This is a genomic window from Paenibacillus residui, assembly GCF_042677205.1.
Classification (GTDB): Bacteria; Bacillota; Bacilli; order Paenibacillales; family NBRC-103111; genus Paenibacillus_L; species Paenibacillus_L residui.
Genome location: NZ_JBHTIU010000005.1, coordinates 1 through 15,723, shown reverse-complemented (window position 1 = coordinate 15,723; position 15,723 = coordinate 1). Strand labels below are relative to the sequence as shown.

Annotated in this window: 10 protein-coding genes; 2 read left to right on the top strand and 8 right to left on the bottom strand. The window is 51.9% G+C overall.

Annotated features, from left to right (window positions below; translation table 11 throughout):
• Positions 1 to 1,115 precede the first annotated feature (1,115 nt).
• Entirely contained in the window at positions 1,116 to 1,973 is an 858-nt protein-coding gene (locus ACFQ03_RS01820) for a formate/nitrite transporter family protein (protein ID WP_379285685.1), read from the bottom strand.
• Between the two features lie 362 nt (positions 1,974 to 2,335).
• On the opposite strand from ACFQ03_RS01820, the gene pflB reads away from it, so the two are divergent.
• Together pflB and pflA are read left to right on the top strand one after the other, a co-directional pair.
• On the top strand, positions 2,336 to 4,564 hold the full coding sequence (pflB, locus tag ACFQ03_RS01815; protein WP_379285683.1) for a formate C-acetyltransferase: 2,229 nt from the start codon (positions 2,336 to 2,338) through the stop codon (positions 4,562 to 4,564).
• Positions 4,565 to 4,780: 216 nt separating this feature from the next.
• The gene (pflA, locus tag ACFQ03_RS01810; RefSeq protein ID WP_144940440.1) at positions 4,781 to 5,521 is read left to right on the top strand and encodes a pyruvate formate-lyase-activating protein; all 741 of its coding nucleotides are present in this window, start codon (positions 4,781 to 4,783) and stop codon (positions 5,519 to 5,521) included.
• Between the two features lie 746 nt (positions 5,522 to 6,267).
• On the opposite strand, the gene ACFQ03_RS01805 is transcribed toward pflA, so the two are convergent.
• The 7 genes from ACFQ03_RS01805 to ACFQ03_RS01775 all read right to left on the bottom strand — a co-directional run bounded on the left by ACFQ03_RS01805 (position 6,268) and on the right by ACFQ03_RS01775 (position 15,545).
• Positions 6,268 to 7,119: a protein phosphatase 2C domain-containing protein gene (locus ACFQ03_RS01805; protein ID WP_379285680.1), complete on the bottom strand. Its 852-nt coding sequence runs from the start codon at positions 7,117 to 7,119 to the stop codon at positions 6,268 to 6,270.
• Between the two features lies 1 nt (position 7,120).
• A complete protein-coding gene (locus ACFQ03_RS01800) occupies positions 7,121 to 8,338 on the bottom strand; it encodes an extracellular solute-binding protein (RefSeq protein WP_379285678.1) in 1,218 nt (405 codons plus the stop codon).
• Between the two features lie 38 nt (positions 8,339 to 8,376).
• A complete protein-coding gene (locus ACFQ03_RS01795) occupies positions 8,377 to 10,059 on the bottom strand; it encodes an ABC transporter permease (RefSeq protein ID WP_144940446.1) in 1,683 nt (560 codons plus the stop codon).
• A complete protein-coding gene (locus tag ACFQ03_RS01790) occupies positions 10,016 to 11,146 on the bottom strand; it encodes an ABC transporter ATP-binding protein (RefSeq protein WP_144940448.1) in 1,131 nt (376 codons plus the stop codon). The genes ACFQ03_RS01795 and ACFQ03_RS01790 overlap by 44 nt, the downstream gene beginning before the upstream one ends.
• Before the next feature lie 63 nt (positions 11,147 to 11,209).
• Entirely contained in the window at positions 11,210 to 12,268 is a 1,059-nt protein-coding gene (locus ACFQ03_RS01785) for an ABC transporter substrate-binding protein (RefSeq protein ID WP_144940450.1), read from the bottom strand.
• Between the two features lie 198 nt (positions 12,269 to 12,466).
• A complete protein-coding gene (locus tag ACFQ03_RS01780; RefSeq protein ID WP_379285675.1) occupies positions 12,467 to 13,774 on the bottom strand; it encodes a response regulator in 1,308 nt (435 codons plus the stop codon).
• A complete protein-coding gene (locus tag ACFQ03_RS01775; protein WP_379285673.1) occupies positions 13,749 to 15,545 on the bottom strand; it encodes a cache domain-containing sensor histidine kinase in 1,797 nt (598 codons plus the stop codon). Before ACFQ03_RS01775 ends, ACFQ03_RS01780 begins: the two co-directional genes overlap by 26 nt.
• Positions 15,546 to 15,723 lie beyond the last annotated feature (178 nt).

Genomic DNA, 15,723 nt, shown 5'->3' with positions numbered 1-15,723 from the left:
AAGAGAGGAATTGTATACATGGTTATTTTTTTATGGTGCGGACTCCGGAATTAGGGGGCCTAGCCGGTTTTTCCATTTAGTTCCCCGTCTTTTGCTCAAGAGGTGAAAACTAGCTGTATAAAATCCAGTTAGACCCCCATGTCTCTGACCGCGGCACCATCAGATGGTGAAAATGGATGGATTTTCAAGGCAGAATAGAGTTGAATTGCTTCAATAGTGTGAAATTTGAAAACTAAATGGATTTCATACAGTTAGATTTCTATATTCGGAAGAAATATGGAAACTAACTGGAAAACCTACAGTTAGTTTGCGCCAAAACAGCCGTTTCGCCCAAAGTTGCCCATTTTAACTGTAGTTTATCCAGTTAGTTTGATCATTTTCGCCCATTCGCTTGAATCTACCTGCACAAAATACAGTTAGACGTGCCGCTCCGCTTGTAACGATGCCTGCAGACGGTAAAATAGACGGATTTTCAAGGTAGTTCCCCGTCTTTTGCTCCAGAAGTGAAAACTAGCTGTATAAAATCCAGTTAGACCCCCATGTCTCTGACCGCGGCACCAGTAGATAATAAAAATAAACGAATTTTCAAGGTAGACGCGCCATTCCGTCTGCACAGCTCCAGCAGAAAATGAAAACAGACGGATTTTCAAGGTAGACACGTCATCCTGCGAGTACGGCACCTGCAGAAAATGTGATTTTCAAGGCAGACGTCCCTGCCGCAAAGGCGTCACCGGCAACGTCGATCTGTACCATCAGAAGGAAGGGTGGAAATTATGGCTTATTTTTAGGGCAGCTATGCCCTTGTCGAGCCATCGCCAGGCAGATTGTTTTATTTGCTGCATGGTAAAGTAGTCTTGCAGCGACTGCCCGGAACTAAGAGGGCTCGACCCGCTCGCTCCCCTTTCCTTTGCTTGCCCTGGCCATTTATCAATTCGTCCGCTGTCCGCCCTGTTTCAAGCTCCTTCATACGCCGATAAACGGATGACGGTCTCTGCTCCTTTTCCCTCTATAAAAGATCCACAGCCGCAAAATCCAATACAAAACGCCTCTTCCCTATAGTTTCCGACCGAGGAAGAAGCGTGTTTCGTAAGCCTGTATAAGAAATAGATTGAAATTCATTCACGTGGAGATCGTTGGTTTTCCGGTTTTTGGCTCCCGTTCCGCCGTGCTGTCGGCCCCGTGTTCGTTCCTGAACCCGCACTTTGCCCATTCCTCAAATAAGCGACCCAATAGATGCCCGCTACAAAGAGTGAGCCTCCCACCGCGTTCCCGAGAAACACGGGCACAAAATTGGCCGCATACTCCACCCACGTAAAATACCCTGCGAAAATCGCTGCGGGTATGACGAACATATTAGCGACCACGTGCTGAAATCCGATAGCCACGAAAGCCATCGTCGGAAACCATATGCCTGCGATTTTGCCGCCTGTGCTATTCGCCGCATACGCCAGCCAGACCGCCAGTGAAACGAGCCAGTTGCAGCCGATTCCCGAGATAAATGCCTGCAGGAACGGTTCGTCGAGCTTTTGAGCCGCTGCGCTTATCGTTTTCTCCAGATACGGGCCGCTTTCGGTTAAACCGACGACATGGCCGAAGAAATAGGCGACAAACATCGCTCCCGCAAAATTGCTAAGGGTAACCCAGAACCAGTTCACCGCCACTTGCCCCGACGTTATTCTTCCACTCAATCTCGCGATAGACAACGTCATCATATTTCCCGTCAGGAGTTCCCCTCCGCCTATCAGCACAAGTATAAGCCCAAGCGGAAAAACCGATGCTCCCAGAAGCGACGTGAAGCTTCCCCACTCCACAGGGACGGAAGCAGTCACCCGAATGCTCAATAAATAGCCCAAGGCAATGAAAGCCCCCGCTCCAAAACCAAGAGCAAGCAAGCTTAACAAGGACAAGCCGGCCTTGGCCACGCCGCTTTGAACGGCATATTCCGCAACCTCCCCTGGAGTACGATTCGCCATCCTCATCTCCCCCGCAGCCCCATTGTGAAAATAAGCACAATCCACATTGCTTCCATTATACATTGATTAAGCAGATTTTTAAGTGATGTTTGTCACATTCTGTATTACTATTTTCAATAAACTGTATCACCCCTATAATTTTGCTTTACCCTCCCTTCCTCAACAAGCGACCTGCCCTCGATTTATACCTTTTAATCTTTTAAAACTCCAGTTAAAACAACGGTTTTATGTACATTGTTATTTTTTTCACAAATTATTCACCAGTCCCCTCTTCCCTCCTTTATGGAAATCGATTATGGTTAAATTAAGAACTGTTATATATTTAATTCATAACTATGTTTCATTCTAAAGGAGGGCTCCCTATGAAGCAATGGGTTGGATTTCAGGAAGGCAAATGGCAGCGTGAAATTAATGTAAGAGACTTTATTCTGCACAACGTGTCCGTGTATACGGGAGATGAAGCTTTCCTCGCCCCGGCTACGGACAACACGAAGAAGCTCTGGCAGCAAGTAATGGAGTTATCCAAGCAGGAGAGGGAAAAAGGCGGGGTTCTGGACATGGATACCGGCATTGTCTCTACCATTACGTCACACGAGCCGGGATATTTGAACAAGGAGCTCGAAACGGTAGTCGGCTTTCAAACCGACCGTCCTTTCAAAAGGTCGCTGCAGCCCTTCGGCGGTATTCGCATGGCAGAGCAAGCCTGCGAATCTTACGGGTACAAGGTTGACCCCGAGCTGTCTCGAATCTTCCGGGAGTATCGCAAGACGCACAATCAGGGAGTCTTCGATGCCTACACGGAAGAGATGCTGGCGGCACGGAAAGCGGGAATCATTACCGGCTTGCCGGATGCCTACGGCCGCGGAAGAATTATCGGGGACTACCGGCGGGTAGCTCTATATGGAGTCGACCGGCTGATTGCCGAGAAGAAGAAAGACTTGTCGTTGACGGGAGCCCGAACGATGAGCGAGGAGATCATTCGTCTCCGCGAAGAGATCTCCGAACAGATTCGGGCGCTTCAAGAGCTCAAGCAGATGGCGGCGGCTCACGGATATGACATTTCCGAACCGGCGGCTAACGCCCGGGAAGCCTTTCAATGGCTGTATTTCGGATTTCTGGCCGCTATTAAAGAGCAGAACGGCGCCGCCATGAGCCTCGGACGCACGTCCACCTTCTTGGATATTTACATTGAACGGGACTTGCGGGAGGGAGTTCTGACCGAACAGCAGGCTCAGGAGCTGGTAGACCATTTCGTCATGAAGCTCCGTCTGGTGAAATTCGCCCGTACTCCGGACTACAACGAGCTGTTCAGCGGAGATCCGACCTGGGTGACGGAAGCGATAGGCGGTATGGCTCTGGACGGAAGACCTCTCGTCACCAAGAACTCGTTCCGCTTCCTTCACACGCTGGATAACTTGGGTCCGGCACCTGAGCCTAACTTGACGGTCCTGTGGTCCACCAAGCTGCCCGAAGCGTTCAAGCGTTACTGCGCCGCCATGTCGATCAAGTCGAGCTCCATTCAATATGAGAACGACGACTTGATGCGTCCCGAGTTTGGGGACGATTACGGCATCGCCTGCTGCGTATCGGCCATGCGAATCGGCAAGCAGATGCAGTTCTTCGGGGCGCGGGCCAATCTGGCCAAGGCGCTGCTCTACGCCATCAACGGCGGCGTGGACGAGAAGTCCAAGGTGCAGGTGGGACCGGAATTCGCGCCGATCACCTCGGATGTGCTCGATTATGATGAAGTGATGCGCAAATTCGACCATGTCATGGAATGGCTGGCCGAGTTGTATCTGAATACACTTAACGTCATTCATTATATGCATGATAAATATTGCTACGAACGAATCGAAATGGCGCTTCACGACACGAACATCTTGCGGACGATGGCGACCGGAATCGCCGGGCTGTCTGTCGTGGCCGACTCGCTGAGTGCCATCAAGCACGCCAAAGTTACCGCCATTCGCGACGAAAGCGGGCTGGCCGTAGATTTCGCCATCGAGGGAGATTACCCGAAATACGGAAACAACGATGACCGGGTGGACCAAATCGCGGTTCAAATCGTTGAAGCATTCATGGCTAAGCTAAGAAAGCACAAGCCTTATCGCAATTCGGTCCAGACGATGTCCATCCTGACGATTACCTCGAACGTCGTCTACGGGAAGAAAACAGGCAACACTCCGGACGGAAGAAGAGCCGGCGAACCGTTCGCACCCGGCGCCAATCCTATGCACGGGCGGGATTCCAAAGGGGCACTGGCATCGTTGAATACCGTGGCGAAACTGCCATATCAGCACTCGCTTGACGGAATCTCCAACACCTTCACGATCGTTCCGCAGGCACTCGGCAAGGATGAGGAATCGCGAAAAACAAATCTGGTCGCCATCCTGGACGGCTATGCAGCCAAACAGGGGCATCACCTCAACATTAACGTGTTGAATCGGGATACCTTGCTGGACGCCATGGAGCATCCGGAGCAGTATCCGCAGTTGACGATCCGCGTCTCCGGGTATGCCGTCAATTTCATCAAGCTGACCCGCGAGCAGCAGATCGATGTGATTAACCGGACCTTCCATAACAGCTTGTGAGTTAAATTCCTATCGGCGCTTCAAGAAAAGTGAGGGTGGGGACTTGGAAGCGAAGTCCAAATACTTTTTGCAGGAGCCCCGACAAGTAGCAAATTCACCACTGCATACAGCGCTACAAGTCAAGCCGGGAGCCTCACGCAGCAGGACGTCTGCCAAGATATGCGCAGGCTCCCGGAACATAGATCAGCTCATTTGTTTAGAAAGGGAGGGATGAGCATGAAGGGGACCATACATTCCATCGAAACCTTCGGCACCGTAGACGGACCCGGCATACGCTACGTCGTATTTACCCAGGGGTGTCTCCTTAGATGCCAATATTGCCATAATCCCGATACATGGGTTATCGGACGGGGCCAAGATATAACCATAGAGGAAATCATACGGGATTTGCAATCCTACCTCCCTTACTTGCAAGCGTCCAATGGAGGAATTACTGTCAGCGGAGGAGAGCCTTTGCTGCATTTGGACTTTCTCATTTCCTTGTTCCAAGAGTGCAGGAAGCTCGGGGTTCATACCGCTATCGACAGCTCGGGCGGCTGTTACTCCGCCGACCCCCGTTTCCAAACCAAGCTTAGCGAGCTGATGCAGTATACGGATCTGATTCTGCTGGACATTAAGCATATCGACGATGAAGCTCACCGCAAGCTGACGGGCAAATCCAATCAGCACATTCTGCAGTTCGCAAGATGGCTGTCCGAGAGAAAAGTCCCCGTATGGATTCGCCATGTTCTCGTCCCCGGCATCACCGATGCGAGGCAGGATCTGGAGAGACTCGCAGACTTTATTCAGACGCTTGACAACGTCGAGAGGATCGAAGTGCTCCCGTATCATAAATTGGGGGTATACAAGTGGAAAACCCTTGGCCTGGAATATCCGCTCGAGCAGGTAGAGCCTCCAACCCAGGAAAGCGTCGCTTTAGCCGCATCGATCTTGAATCGTGCCAACAGGAACCTCTGATCCTCTGGGCATTCCCGGGCAGCGCCTTAACCACGATCGGTGGCCTGTTGGAATTAACCTCCTGCTGGCCATGCTCTTCCCGGCGGAAGGCAGGCGGTAGAAGAGCCTCGGAGACCGATATTCGGCTTTGTTCGCAACTATAGGGGCGATGGTACTTGTGGCAGCTTGCACTAACAAGGAAGTGCCGTCGGGACAGCCCGCTGCGGACAATCCAGAACTCCGAGTTTCTTCTCCTGCTAAACATTAAGAGATAGCTGAAAAAGACCCGCAAAAGTGCAGGTCTTTTGTGCGATTTTAGTTGAAAACGGCAAATGACAAGCGATTGTGCAGGTAAATTTAACGATTGGGCCGATTTTCGCGATATTATGACGATTGACCTGCAGTTTTGCGTGTCTTTTAGGCGAATGATCATTTTTCCGGAAAAAGACATGCACTTTTGCTCGTCTTCGAGGCAAGGGCCTCCTGTGCTTCGGTCCGCACATGGCGCTGGCACCTCTTGCTAGGGACCCTCTGCGCTTCGGTCCGCGCATGGTGCTTGGCACCTCTTGCTGCGGGACCCCTTTCGCTTCGGTCCGCACATGGTGCCGGCACCTCTTTACTATGTGTCCCTCCTAAGCCAGGTTCTACACATGCGCTTGTTTCACCCCGGCCGCGAGTTAGGCGGGCTTGCGCCAAAAATTCACCGGCAAGGCTCCCTGGACGAGTGAGACATCCGCATACATTCGCCTATCTTAAGCAGCCGTCCCTTACAAACGAATCCAGATTCCGGTCTTATCGTCGGAGGTTTTGAAGCGCAGATACTTCTGGCATTCCGGATCATTCTGCTCCAGGGCGATCAGGCTTTCCGCGTATCCCTGCAGGCCTTTGCTTTCGATTTCCTCCATCAGCACTTTCCCGTCCAATGTCCCGTAAATATCCTCGGAGTGCGGAAACAAACCGTCGGTAATAAGCAGCAGTCCGGTGAGATTAATCCGGTTAATGACTCCGTATTCCAGGAAGGAAGCCAGCTCCGGCTGGCCGTTCATGGCGGAGTAGCCGTTTATCGTATTCATCAGCACCTTGTTCTTCCGAATATGGGGCTCCACGTGCTCCCTGATTTGCTTTCGCGTAGTCATTCCCTGCTCCAGACAAGCCTTCCATCTTATTCTCGTCTGCAGGTCGATGTGATCCAACTGATCGTACGTGACAGTGCGCACCGTTCCATCCTTGTACGTGGCGAAAATCATGCAATCCCCGGTCTGGGCGTACTGCACTCTGGTCTCCTCGATTTTGACCAGGGCAATTTCCGTCGTCCACAGGGCTTCCCGGTCCTCCGGATCTATCCCATGGGCGATCATTTCCTGGCGAAGCGACTGATTGGCCCGAAGTACGGCATCCTTCACATGAACGGTTTCCCACCAGGATACCTCTATCGCTTCCAGCTCCTTCTTCACCAACTGGGAAGCCAAATATCCCCCGGTCTCTCCCTGAGGTCCGCGAAAAGGCGTCACGGAGGTAGCTCCATCCAGCACACCGTAGACCCCCGCCCCACTCTTCTCGATGAGCGCATCCTCATTCCAATCGCTGCTTCCTTGAATAGATATCGTTTCTATCTTCATCCTAATCCATCTCCTCTCCAGCCACTGATCTTATGACATCGTAGACCGAAACCTCCCGCGAAAGCTCTATCGCTTCGATCAGCGCTTCGGTTTCCTTCCACCGTTCTTTATCCTTAACGTCAGGATACCTTCGGTTCAAACGCTTGTCCAAGGACAACGCAGGGTCCGTTTGCCGCTTGCCGTCCTCCTCATCATCAGACATCGGCTGCGTTCTGGCCGGCATTTGGGAGGTGGCCTCCGCTATCCGTGCCTGCATATTTTCCTCAAGCATGGAGGCAACCAGCTCCAAGGCATTTCCATCCTTCTCTTCGGAAGAATGAAGCACCGCCAGGCCGTTAACCTTCGGAATGTATTTCTCCGTCTCCGGCATCTCGGTCATGGCAAAAGCGAACTTCCCGCCAATATACTTCTCCAGCATCGCCCGCTTGTCGGAGGAGGCTAGATACAAGCCCGCCCTCCCCGTAATAAAGTCGCTTGCCGCCAACGGCTGCTGGAGAGGAGGCATGATGCGGTCGGTTTCGATCATTCTCTTCCATAACCCGATAACCTCTGCCGCCTTGCTCTTCGATACCTTGTCCTCTCCATGGGAGAACAACAGATTCTGAAGCAGCCAGGGCACCTCCGGTTCGACGACCAGTCCCCAATATTCCTTATCGGCCGCCAATTGTCGCCCGGCCATGCGCAGCTCATCCCAGGTGTTCAACTGCGCCCCGTCATTAACCCCCGAATATTTGAGCAAATCTTTATTGTAAAAAACGACCGGAACACTCGCCCCGTATGGAACCGCCCATACTTGGGCCTCATATTGAAAATAGGCGGCCAAGTCGGGATGGAGACTCTCCCGCAGCTCATCGGACAGCAGGTCCTGCAGCGGAAGAAGCACGCCGGACTCCGCCAGTTGGGCAATGCCGTATAAGCTGCTGACCTCGACCACTTGAGGCATATGGTGAACGGAAATGGCCGCCGTCAATTCGTCGAATAGCTGTTCATAAGAACGGAAGGTCCGGACCTCTACTTCCACCGATTCATGGCTCCGCCCGTATTCCTCCAGGAAGGGCGCCAGTGCCTTCGTGTACACCCACACCTCCAGGGTGACGGGCCGCACCGTCTCTCTTTTGGCCAGGGGCCCCGCCGTACTGTGCCAGATTTTGTAGGCGCCCGCACCTACAACTACAAGCAGGAGGATAGACAGGAAGGCAATCATTCGTTTCGATTCCATTCCTGCATCCCTCCTTGTTCTTGTTGATATGGTTCTTTTTACAGTTGGAGTCCCTTTTTGCCCGCCAGCTTGTTAGCAATCAATAACGAAATTAATGTCGTAAAAGTCAGTATGGACGCCAAGGCAGCTCCCGTTCCGTAGTTGGAAGTGAAGACCTCGCTGTAAATCGTCACGGTAATGGTTGCCGTCGCCCCGTAGTAGAGGACGATCGTTGAGCTCAGCTCGTTTATCGTCGTGACCCAGCTTAAGATCGCGCCGGACAATACTCCCGGAGCCATGAGCCGTGCCGTCGTTTTGAAGAAGGTTTTGGCCGGAGGCACCCCAAGACTGATGGAAGCCTCTTCCACGCTTTTATCCAACTGCTGCAGAATGGCCGTACTGGACCGGATGGTGTACGGAAGCTTGCGGATGACGTAGGAAATAACTAAAATAATCCACGTCCCCGTAAGAATTAACGGCGGCTTGTTGAAGGCGATGATCAGACTGATCCCGAGCACCGTTCCCGGCATAACGTACGGAACCATCAACAGGCTGTCCAGCATGGCGGTAATCTTCGATTTCCTGCGGACGAGCAAATAGGCAACCAGCATCCCCATCGCAATCATAATCACTATGGAGATGGATGAATACGTATAGGTGTTTAATATAGCTTTCGGCACCCGGAACAGGATTTCTTTATAGCTGTCAAGACTAAATCCGGGATGGAAGACCGGTCCCTTCGTTTTGATAAAGGAGGTCACGATCACCGTCACCTGAGGAATGATGGAAATACACGCCGGGATAAAAGCAAGCGCTGTCAATCCCCACTTGAGCCCCGGACGCAATGTGCGGACCTTCGGGGTCCTCATTCCGGTCATGGAATAATTTTTCCGTGAAACCAGATACCGCTGCAGGAACAGAATCGATGTAGAACACAGTATCAGCACAACACTGAGCGTACTGGCCATTGCCGGATTGCCGCCCATCTCGCTGATGAACTGCTCGTAAGCCAGAATCGGCAGCACCTTGAAGCCTTGCCCCAGCAGCATCGGCGTACCGAAATCCGCGAAGGAAGCCATAAACACCATCAGCGCTCCGGTGGACAGCGTAGGGAAGATCAGCGGAAGAGTGACGGTCGTAAGCCTTTTCCAGCCGGGCATTCCCAGGCTCTCGGATGCTTCCTCGAGCGAGGTGTCTATCGTCTTTAATGCCCCCGATACGTACAGATAGATGTGGGGGTAATAATGAAGCGTGAAGGCAAAGACTATGCCGTGCCAGCCATAGATCGATTTCATCGGAATGCCGATATCGTGCAAGAACCGTGTAATAAACCCGTTATTGCCGAGCATCAGAATCCAGGAGTATGCCCCGATGAAAGGCGGCGACAACAGCGACATAATCACCATAATATTGATGAGGCCTTTAAACTTAATATTATATCGCGTCGTCACATAAGCCAAGGGGACCCCGATCATGATCGCAAAGATGGTAGCCAGACCGGAAACTTTAAAGCTGTTAAACAGGGCGTCCCGGTAATACTTCAGCTTGACGAAGTGCTCATAATTTTGCAGCGACAGAGCGCCTTTCTCATTAAACAAGCTGGTATAAAATAAGGAGAAAAGCGGATACACAATGAAGGAAAACAGGAACAGATAAACGATTACCGTAACCCAGGTCCAGAAATCCCATTTTTTCAAGCTAAGCCGGTTGGCCAGAGCGGGCCGAATGATGGGCTGTTGCATTATAAAGGACCTCCTTCCCCTCCTGATCGAACAGCACCGCCTTATTCGGCTGCAAATCCAGATAAACCTTCTGCTTCTCGCTAATCAGATGCTCCGGCTCCACCGCATGCTGCTGAACCTCGATCACCTGCTGCCCGCCAAGATCTACACTATAACTGACCTTATCGCCCAAATAAGTGACGGTCCGTACTACCCCGGGAATAAGCGTGTCCTTGGTCTGCCCGGTTTCAATCCGAATCTTCTCCGGCCGGACCGACAGCAAAGCCTGACCTTCGCCGGGACGGAACAGCTTCAAGGGAAAGCGGATTCCGTGCAGTTCGACCGGCGCCTCCCCGGTTAGAGGGTCGATGGCCCCAACCCGGCAGTCAATAAAATTGGAGGCTCCGATAAAGTTGGCAACGAACTGGTTCCGGGGATAAGCATAAATCTCATGCGGAGAAGCGATCTGTTGAACGCAGCCGTCGCTGAGTACGGCAATACGGTCGGATACGGCAAGCGCCTCCTCCTGATCGTGCGTTACATAAATCGTAGTGATGTTCAGCTCTTTCTGCAGTTTGCGGATATCCGTCCTCATCTTGATTCTCAGCTTGGCGTCCAGATTGGACAAGGGCTCATCCATGAGAAGCAGACCGGGCCGGATGACAATCGCTCTCGCCAGGGCGATTCTCTGCTGCTGTCCGCCGCTCATATCCGATGGCACCCGATCCCGCAGGTGGGTAAGCTCCACCATTTCCAGAGCCTCCATCACCCTCTGCTCGATTTCCTTCTTTCCGACCTTCCTCGCTTTCAAGCCGTAAGCGACATTTTCAAAAACGGTCATGTGGGGGAAAATAGCATAGTTCTGAAATACCATCCCGATATTCCGTTCATGGGTCGGCACCTCATTCACGAGCCGATCCCCGAAATAAATATTGCCCTCCTCCTGCCTGTAGAAGCCTGCGATCGTCCTCAGCAGGGTTGTCTTGCCGCAGCCGCTCGGTCCGAGCAAGGTGAAAAATTCGCCTTCCTGAATAGTAAAATGCGCATCGTTCACCGCTTTAACGGTGCCAAAATATTTGGAAACATGCTCAAAGGTGATTTTCTGCATTACGGTCCCTCCCGACAGATAAGAAGGGTGCCTAACGGCAACGTTAAGCACCGGATTCCCATCTTATTGTTCTTGTCCTGTTACAATTCTGGTAAAGCGCGCAACAGCTTCATCCTTATGCTCGGATGCCCACTCGGTGTCATACGGCAGCACTTTAATATCCTTGGTGAGCGGAATGCCTTCGACCTTCTCGGCATCCTTCCTGACGGAGCGGCGTTTGAATTCCTTCTGAATCAGGCTCTGTACGTCCGGACCGGCGACAAAGTCGATGAATTGCTTCGCTTCTTCAAGATTTTTGGCTCCTTTGATGATAGATAAAGCATCCGCACGGGCAGAGGTTCCTTCCTCGGGATAGATAATGCCCACTTTAGCTCCACCTTCGATATAACGGAGAGCCGCGTCCTCCGAGGTGATGCCCAGATAAAACTCTTTATCCGCAACCCCTTTGTAGACCATAGAGGAACTCGATAAAATTTTATTGTCCAGATTGGCGACAAATTTCTTGATGAACTCCCAGCCCTTCTCGTCATTCAAGCCGAAGGCCGTCATCATGGTGACCATTTGCGTATAGGAGGAAGCCGAACGCTGAGGATCTGCGAAAGCTATCTTGCCCTTCCACTTCTCGTCAAGCAAACCTTCCCAGCCCTTGGGCTTCTCCTCTTCGGAAACGAGATCCTTGTTGTAGATAATGATCATCGGCAGAATGGACAGCGGTGTCCAGACTTTGTTCGGATCGACGTAGTCGGCTTCCAGATTGTCGATTTCTTTGGTGACGTAGGATTCGAAGTAATCCTTGAACGCATCGTGAGATTCCTGTCCGCCGCCGAAGAAGACATCGCCCAACGGGTTAGACGCCTCGGCCTCTACCCGCTTCAACAGCTCCCCGGTTCCCCCGGAGATCAGCTGCACCTGGATTCCCGTGCGATCCTGGAACTCCTTAATGATCGGATTGTTAATTTCCGCCTGGTTCGGCGAGTATACCGTCAAGCGTCCCTTGCCTTTCGCTCCTCCCTCCGATGGATTATTTTCGGCCGTTTTGCCGCCTCCGCCACCGCCTCCGCCGCAGCCGGCAGTCACCAGAAGCAGTACCGTCAGAAGGAATAATAACGCTTTCTTTTTCACTTAAAGACCTCCCATTCCTTATTTCTTTGTCATCCTCCGGTTCCGCAGGTTGGACCCTGACGGGAGCACGTCGGTGTTGTCTAAACTATAAAGCAACCTGTAAGCGCTGCCAATGAGACAAAATTTCCTAACTGTCGATTTTTTTGTCCACTATTTTTTACCTGGGAAAGAAAAAACAGGCGTCCGTGAAAGCACCGCTTAGTGCAATCCCATTCGCCTGCGAAATTCGGTCGGGGTTTCCCCAGTCCATTTGCGAAACAGCTGGCTGAAGTAGCGAGCGTCCTGATATCCTACCGCCAGGGAGACCTCATAAATTTTGGCATCCGGCCGCAGCAGAAGCTGCTTCGCCTTCTCCAAGCGCAATTGGGTTACATATTCGATAAAGCTGACTCCGCTGTATTTTTTGAATATCCGGCTGAAATAGCTTTCGCTCATATGAACCGATGCGGCAACGTCCTGCAAGGAAATATCCTTATCGTAGTGCTCCCTGATATATTGTTCAATCGTATCCAAACCGTATTTCTCCTTGACGATCAGCTGATCCAATTCTTCATAGCAGATGATCCGGTTATAACCGATATATTCCTTCTGCTGCAAGGCCACCTCCGCCTCATGATAGGCCGCTGCCAGCGAATGGTAGTGCCGGTGCGTACCGCTAATGCCGACCGCTACGCTCCATCCCTGGTCCCGGCAAGCCGCGATGAGCCCCGCAGCCTGTTCCCTCCAGCCTGCGGACGGACAGGCCAGGAGAACGGCAAGCCGATGCTCGTGCATGAAGAGCCGCAGGCTTCCTGTTTCTGTGCAGTAGCCGGCATCGGAAACGATTGAAGCTGCCCCACTGGAGCCTGCCACCGGGGACCAGCCATCCAAAGCTTGCATAAGCGGCTCCAATGCCGCTGTCCAGGGAAGTCTGTCTTCTTGAGTGCTGTCCGGCTCCCACTCTACAATTGCGACCTGAAACGAGGCAAACACTTCATTCACCCGGTCTCCCAGCAGCTCCTTCAGCAGCTCGGCTTCCCGCTCCGTGGCGCTATCCAGCATGAAATCATGCAGCAATTTGGCCAGCAGCAGCGGTTGGCTGCTCTCAATCTTCAGCTCCAGCCGCTTTGCGTATTCCTGCTGCTCCCTCTCGGCTTCAATTTGCCGGATGACTCTGCCTATCGTGCGCATCAATTCATCGGGATCGGTCGGCTTGAGGACAAAATCGGCGGCCCCTAACTTAATCGCCTGCTGGGCATAAGCAAACTCGTCGAACCCGGTCAGGAAGACGATCTTCGTGTGCGGATAAGCTTCGCCTGCCCTCCTGGCCAGCTCCAATCCGTCGCAGCCGGGCATCCGGATATCCGTAAGCAGAATGTCAGGCTTAAGCCGCTCGATCATCTGCCATCCGGCTTGTCCGTTAGCGGCTTCTCCGATCAACCGGCAGCCAATCTCTTCCCATGGAATCGTCTGCTTCAATCCTTCCCGCACCAGCCATTCGTCATCCACTATCAGGATCGTGTACATATCTGCCCTCCCTCTCCGTCAATATCGGAAATTCTATCCGAACCCGCGTCCCTTGGCCCGGGCGGCTATCCAACTCCATTTCGTAATTTCCGCTAAAATATAATTCCAGCCTGCGTCTTACATTGGAAAGTCCGATGCCTGTCTTATCGGAGGCAGACGAACGATACCGATTCTCTCTCATGGCCTGCACAAGATCTGCACTCATTCCTACCCCGTCGTCTTCGACCGTAAATCTGAGCCGGCCTCCGTTTTTCTTGCCGGTAATGACTAGAGACCCTTTATCCTCCTTCATTTCCAGCCCGTGAGTGATAGCGTTTTCGACAATAGGCTGGAGCAGAAGCTTCAAGGTATAGCAGCCTTCAATCTCCGGTTCTATTTCGATGCGGACGTCAAATTTATCCCGGTAGCGCATATTTTGAATGACCAGATAATTTTTGATTTGTTGAATGTCTTCCCGCACCTCGATAATTTCGTGATCCTTGCGAATGCTGAAGCGAAGCAGCTCTCCCAGGGAAACGACGGTTTTGCTGATATCATGCACTTTATGAATTCGTGCCATCCAATTGATGGAATCGAGCGCATTATACAGAAAATGGGGATTGAACTGGGCCTGGATCGCTTTCAGCTCGGCCTCGCGCAGCTTTAGCTGCTTCTCGTATACTTCATTGATCAACTGCTTGATATGGGCCAGCATCTTGTTAAAGCTTCTGCCCAGCTGTCCGATCTCGTCATTGGAGCCGGCGGCGAACGTAACGTTCATGTTTCCCTCCTCGACGAGTCGCATCAGAAAGCGCAGCTTCCGCAAAGGACGGGTCACGTTGTTGGACAAAAAATAAGCGAGCCAGAAAGCGAACAGAATGCATATGGCAATGATGATCAGGGTCAAATTGCGGATGCTGCTTCCTTCCTTGGTCAACGCGCTGACCGGCACTACATTGACCAGCTTGAAGCCGGTCATCTCCGAGGTGTCGAAGGTCACCATGGCCGAGGAACCTCCCCGTTCTCCCGGCGGGATGCGGAAGAAGCCTTTCTTCCCCTCCAGGACCTGATCAATATAAGGCTGATCCAGCTTAGTCCCCACCTGATGCTTGGAGGGCAGACTGGAGACCACGTAACCGTTGCGGTCCAGCAGGAACACCTCTCCCCCGGGGTATAATTGGGCCTTATTATATTTATCGGCAAGCGCCGGCTCCATTATATCGATCACCAGAAAGCCCAGAGGCTGATTGGTTTCAATATTTTTGAGCATACGGCCGGAGCTGAGAACGACGCCGAAATCATCCATTTTTTTCATCGCGTAATGGGTATCCCAGACTACGTTTCCGTTCGCCAGATCGGCTTTGCGGAACAGCCCCCAGTGGACGTTGTAGTCGCGGTAGGAATTAGGCAGCAACTCGCCGGTGAAATAGCGGTCCCCGTTTTCCCCCAATAGGTAAATGGAGATTTCCCAGTTTTTGAACCCGAGGAATGATTCCAGAATCGCATTAATTTGCTTGCGGTCGCTATGCTTCTCGGCCAAACTGCGGTCGCCCGGCTTGGACAGCACCTGCTGAATATCTTCGTTGCTATAGATATACATCGACAATTGCTCGATATCTTTAACAAAATAATTGATGCTGTGATTCACTTGCGACAGGTTCTCCAGTATGCTCCGGCATACTTGATCGAGGATGGCTTCCGCCGACTTGTAATAGGAGAAGGCCCCCAGCAGCGCAAGAGGAGTTACCGCAACGACCAGAAACAGCAGGATTAATCTTTTCTTCAGCTCCACTTCCGTCACGCCCCTCATTAAAGCGTTTACACAAAAATCCCCGTAAATCCAATAAAACCATATTCCTGCCAAATCGGCAATCCAAAAATTTTTTAGACCCACAAACTTACATACTCAACTTTCGCAGCTTAGATTGGCAAACAAACCCTTGATATAACTGGGTAAGGTGCTCATCCAT